Below are 5620 nucleotides of genomic sequence, written 5' to 3'. Positions count from 1 at the left end.
CCATTTTTGGAAACTTTTTTTCTTACTTTCTATTTCGCTCTTTAATCGTTTGAGTACCAAACTGAGGTAGACGTATGAATGAAAGACGTTGCAAGAGTTCTTGACGATAGTCAGCACGGCCAACAATCAAAGTGACCTTACTGAAGAGGTAACAAGACAACAATGTGACAGCAAAATTGGGTAAGGTAAGGTATGTGAGAAGAGAAAGACTCAAAACAATGACATCACCACCAAATAAAACTTTGTCTACTTTGAAGCTCCATTTTTCTTCTAAAATTCGTCCTAGAAGCAGCGTTCCACCAAATGTTCCTTCAGAAATAATGACTAAACCAGCAGCTGTTCCTGAGAGAATTCCGTCGAAAATACCAGCAAAGACAATATTAGAAAACTGAATCCCTGTAATTCCGATTGCTTCATAAATTATCATCCAGACACTCATAGCGGCTGCACCCGGAATACTGAGAAGAAGCTCACGCGAAGATAAGTATTTACGGCCAAAAGTAAAGAGTGGCACATTAACGAGGAAGAAAGTTAAAGCTGGATTAACACCAAAGACAAAGTCCATCAATACAGAAAATCCAGCAACGCCATTACTGGCTAGTCGGTTGGGGATAACGAACAGCTGTACAGATAGGACATATAGTCCTACGCCGATCAGTAGTATCAGTAAATCCCGCATAAAATATTTATCTATTTTTACGCCTAAAAGTGTCATAAGTTCTCCTTAACAGTTCGTTATTTCTAGGATACCCTTAAAGCTTTGAATAAATAATTTCGTATCTTTGTAATTGCTTTAAAAGGAGCCTATATTTACCAGTGTTGTAACTATTATTATTACATTTAAAACTTAATTAAACCTTGTTTAAGGTCAAAATTACTATTATATTATAGTAAATATATAAAAATTCAGACAAATCTAGAAAAAAGATATTAATTCATTAAAAAAGCAGTCTTTTTTAGTCTTGGTTAAGAAGACGAATGTATAATATAACTATTCCAAATAATACTCTTTTTGTAACATCTTTAGTCCTCACCAATGTGAGGACTTTTTAAAATCACAAAATGTTATAATATAAGAATTAGTTAACAATTTAGTTTTTAAGGAGGGAAATAAAAATGAGCAATGTAAATGAGATAGGTGTTACAAGTGAGTTTGCACCACTGAGACGTGTAGTTTTAACACAATCGGAATTTATCTTACCTCACGAAGAACATACCAATGATGATGGATCCTTCCTTGAAGATGATGTTCTTGATATGTTTAATAATAAAGACACCAGTGGAAAAAATTATGCAGAAGTATTTCCTGAAAGACAAAGAAAATGGGAAGCAGAGCGTACTAATCTACAAGCTTTGTTAGAAAAATATGATATTGAAGTTTTGCGACCACGTCTTCTCACGGATTATGAGAAAGAACAAGGAAAAGTCTATGGTGCTGCAAACTTTTTTGTACGTGACCCGTTCTTTACGATTGGTGACTCACTGATTGAAGGGTCTATGCGCTTTTTCCATCGCCGCAACGAGGTTTTACCCGTAAGAAATTTACTCACTGAACAAGCCTATTCTAGCGATGCTTTTTACGTTTCTCTTCCAATGGCAGATACTTCACAAGGAGAAATGGATGAGAGTGGACCTTTCTTAGAAGGTGGCGATATCCTCGTTTTAGGAAAAACAGTATTTGTAGGAAATTCAGGTAAAGCGAGCAATCATAACGGCTATTTATGGCTTAAAGCTTATTTAGCACATTGGGGCTATCAGGTGATTGATGTTAAACTTCATCATGATGTTTTGCATCTTGATTGCGCTCTAAGTCTAGTTAGAGATGGTCTAATGATTATCTGTGAAGAAGCCTTTCTAACGGGTATACCTGAACAGCTTAAAAATTGGGATAGAATAAATGTTCCTTTTGAAGATATTGCAAAGCTAGCAATAAATGGTCTACCAATAAATGACGAGGTATATATACTAGATTCTGAATTTAAATACATTGGTGAAGCTCTTGAAGCACGAGGTATCCGTCCAGAATACCTTGATTTTAAAATATCCCGAAGCTTGGGCGGTTCATTTAGATGTAGCACACAGCCTTTACTTAGAAAATAAGAAGTATAAGTTTAAAACAGAAAGCCAGCCCTAGGCTGTGATATAATTATCAAATGAACTACGAAAACTATATCTGGGATTTAGGTGGCACTTTACTTAATAATTACGAAAATTCTAGTCATGCTTTTGCTGCAGCACTTTGGCAAAAGGAAGAACGAGTAGTTTTGCATGACGATGTCTATGCAGCACTCAAAGTTTCTACAGCACATGCTGTGGACCAATACGCGAGTCATATACCGCAGTTTCTTGAAACTTATCGGAAATTAGAAGCAGAAGCTTTGGACAAGCCAATTTTGTTTGAAGGTGCTGTTGATCTTTTGCATACTATCGTGAGCCAGAACTGCAAAAACTTTATGATTTCTCATAGAGATAAGCAAGTACTGGACATTCTTGAGGCAGCCCATATTTCTCAGTATTTTACTGAAGTTGTTACTGCTGATAATGGTTTCCCACGTAAACCAGCACCAGATTCAATAAAATATTTAGTACAAAAATATAATTTAGACCCCAAGAAGACGGTGATGATTGGTGACCGTCCTTTGGACATTGAAGCCGGTCGTGCAGCGGGTATTGCGACTATTTTCTTTGATAGCCAGCAGGAGTATCCCCAAGCAACGCGAAGCATCAAAAAATTATCAGACATTATGGAGTAAACTGAACCACAATGAATACTTTTCTTATATCGAATGAAAAAGCAGTTGGGCCAGGCTTTGGCCTTTTTAGTGCCAATCACTTTTTTGCCCTTGCTGTTCTAGCACTGCTCAGTTTTGGCTTGATTCGTATTTATCTGCGCGCAAATGACGAGAGACGTAAACTGTTACGTCTACTCGTTGCCTCGTTTACCTTGTTGCTCGAAATCATTAGAGATATCATTTTAGTGATGACTCATCAATTTTTGTACGCAGACTTGCCTTTGCAGCTGTGTGGACTTGGCATATTCATTATTGTTTTTGATGCAATGCGTTCAAATAAAACCAGTCGTGAGCTCTTGTATAGCTTAACTTTACCTGGAGCAATTTTTGCACTTGTGACACCGAACTGGGTAACCAATGATTTTGTTAATGTCTTTGTATGGCAGAGCTTTTTGATTCATTGCTTACTTATCTCGTATGTTTTAATGCGTCTGATTGCAGGCGATTTTGTTCCTCAATGGCGTGAACTCTGGCGCTCTGCTACCTTTTTGGCGATTGTTGTGCCAATTTGTGCAGTCCTCAATCAAGTTTGGAATCAAAAATTTTTCTTCCTAAGGACACCAGTTCCGGGAAGTCCACTTGAACCCATCTATAATGTGTTCGGTTCTTATTATATCTTAGGTTTAATTTTTATTGTATTGATGTTTTGGCTTGTTATTTATCTTCCTTGGTCATGGAAAAAATCACCGAAAGTTCGGATGAATTAAGAAAAAAGACGAAATATATTAAACAAAAAAGCAGCGAAAAGTTGCTTTTTTTCTGAAATTATTAAGATGGAGTAAAAGGTTTTATGGCTCGCAGTATATAGTAAAAAAAGCTAGAATGTGCTATAATTATAAGTAAGTATTTTCAAAGAAATGAGATTATTTTGAACGAAGAAAATAAAGAACAAATTGAAAAAATGGCAGAAGAATATGATGCCAGTCAAATTCAAGTTTTAGAAGGACTTGAAGCGGTGCGTATGCGTCCTGGGATGTATATCGGATCAACTTCAAAGGAAGGATTGCACCACTTAGTGTGGGAGATTGTTGATAACTCGATCGATGAAGCGCTCGCGGGATTTGCCAGCCATATCGAAGTGTTTATTGAACCTGATAACTCAATTACAGTTGTCGATGATGGACGTGGTATTCCCGTAGACATTCAAGAAAAAACAGGACGCCCTGCGGTCGAAACGGTCTTTACTATCCTTCATGCTGGTGGTAAATTTGGCGGTGGCGGCTACAAAGTTTCTGGTGGTTTACACGGTGTTGGTTCATCCGTTGTTAATGCCCTCTCAACACAGTTAGACGTTACTGTACATAAAGATGGTCAAAAATACTATCAAGAATACCATCGTGGTGTTGTCGTCGAAGATTTGGCCATTATTGGTGAAACAGATAAACGAGGGACAGTCGTTCACTTTACACCAGATCCAACAATTTTCACCGAAACTCAAGTTTTTGACTATGATAAGTTGGTGACACGTGTCCGTGAGTTGGCTTTCTTGAACCGTGGTTTGCGTATTTCTATTACCGATAAACGTGAAGGCCAAGAAGACAATCATGCTATGTTCCACTATGAAGGTGGGATTCAATCTTATGTTTCCTTTATCAATGAAAACAAGGAAGTTATTTTTGATACGCCAATCTATACAGAGGGTGAGTTAGATGGAATCACTGTCGAAGTTGCTATGCAATATACAGGAACTTACCATTCAACAATCATGTCATTTGCAAATAATATCAATACGCATGAAGGTGGTACGCATGAACAAGGTTTCCGTACAGCTTTAACGCGTGCGATAAACAATTATGCAAAGGCTCAAAAGCTTCTTAAAGATAACGAAGAAAACCTTACTGGGGACGATGTTCGTGAAGGTTTGACCGCTGTCATTTCTGTTAAACACCCTAATCCACAATTTGAAGGTCAAACGAAAACCAAACTGGGGAATAGTGAAGTAACAGGTATCGTCAATAAGCTTTTCTCAGAAGCTTTGCAAACCTTTATGCTTGAGAATCCTCAAGTTGCGAAGAAGATTGTTGAGAAAGGGATTCTTGCAAGCAAGGCACGTATTGCGGCCAAACGCGCACGTGAAGTAACGCGTAAAAAATCCGGTTTAGAGATTTCTAACTTGCCTGGTAAACTTGCGGACTGCTCTTCCAATGATCCTAAACAAACAGAACTTTTCATCGTCGAAGGGGATTCTGCTGGTGGTTCTGCTAAGTCTGGCCGTAATCGAGAATTCCAAGCTATTTTGCCCATCCGTGGTAAAATCTTGAACGTGGAAAAAGCGACAATGGATAAGATTTTAGCAAATGAAGAAATCCGTTCACTCTTTACAGCGATGGGAACTGGTTTTGGTGCTGACTATGATTTATCTAAAGCACGGTATCATAAACTGGTTATCATGACCGATGCCGATGTCGATGGGGCACACATTCGTACACTCTTGTTAACTCTTTTTTACCGCTATATGCGTCCTGTAGTTGAGGCCGGTTATGTTTATATTGCTCAACCACCAATTTACGGAATCAAAGTCGGTTCGGAAACAAAAGAATACATTCAACCAGGGGAAAATCAAGAACGTGAGCTGAAGCTTGCACTTGAAAAATGGTCTCAAGGTCGTGCTAAACCAACAGTACAGCGTTATAAAGGTTTAGGAGAAATGGATGACCACCAACTTTGGGAAACAACTATGGATCCAGATGCCCGTCTCATGGCGCGTGTTTCTGTAGAAGATGCCGCTGAAGCAGACAAAATCTTTGATATGCTAATGGGCGATCGTGTGGAACCACGTCGCGAATTTATCGAAGCCAATGCACAATATTCTACTATTGACGTTTAAT

General features: G+C 38.3%; 5 protein-coding genes. 4 read left to right on the top strand and 1 reads right to left on the bottom strand.

Annotation, left to right across the window (positions count from 1 at the left end):
• Window positions 1–22: 22 nt before the first annotated feature.
• A complete protein-coding gene (locus tag LACDD01_RS03825) occupies window positions 23–715 on the bottom strand; it encodes a YitT family protein (RefSeq protein ID WP_019293293.1) in 693 nt (230 codons plus the stop codon).
• Window positions 716–1116: 401 nt separating this feature from the next.
• Between LACDD01_RS03825 and LACDD01_RS03820 the strand changes: the two genes are divergently transcribed.
• The 4 genes from LACDD01_RS03820 (at window position 1117) to gyrB (ending at window position 5619) form a co-directional block, all read left to right on the top strand.
• Entirely contained in the window at window positions 1117–2100 is a 984-nt protein-coding gene (locus LACDD01_RS03820; RefSeq protein ID WP_061413256.1) for a dimethylarginine dimethylaminohydrolase family protein, read from the top strand.
• 53 nt (window positions 2101–2153) lie between these two features.
• Window positions 2154–2753: an HAD family hydrolase gene (locus tag LACDD01_RS03815; RefSeq protein ID WP_019292135.1), complete on the top strand. Its 600-nt coding sequence runs from the start codon at window positions 2154–2156 to the stop codon at window positions 2751–2753.
• A gap of 11 nt (window positions 2754–2764) precedes the next feature.
• Complete coding sequence (locus LACDD01_RS03810; RefSeq protein ID WP_061413255.1) at window positions 2765–3499, top strand: YwaF family protein; 735 nt, start codon at window positions 2765–2767, stop codon at window positions 3497–3499.
• 161 nt (window positions 3500–3660) lie between these two features.
• A complete protein-coding gene (gene gyrB / locus LACDD01_RS03805) occupies window positions 3661–5619 on the top strand; it encodes a DNA topoisomerase (ATP-hydrolyzing) subunit B (RefSeq protein WP_019292133.1) in 1959 nt (652 codons plus the stop codon).
• Window position 5620 lies beyond the last annotated feature (1 nt).

It is taken from the genome of Lactococcus sp. DD01 (assembly GCF_001578715.1).
Taxonomy (GTDB): domain Bacteria; phylum Bacillota; class Bacilli; order Lactobacillales; family Streptococcaceae; genus Lactococcus; species Lactococcus petauri.
This window is presented reverse-complemented; position numbering and strand designations above follow the sequence as displayed.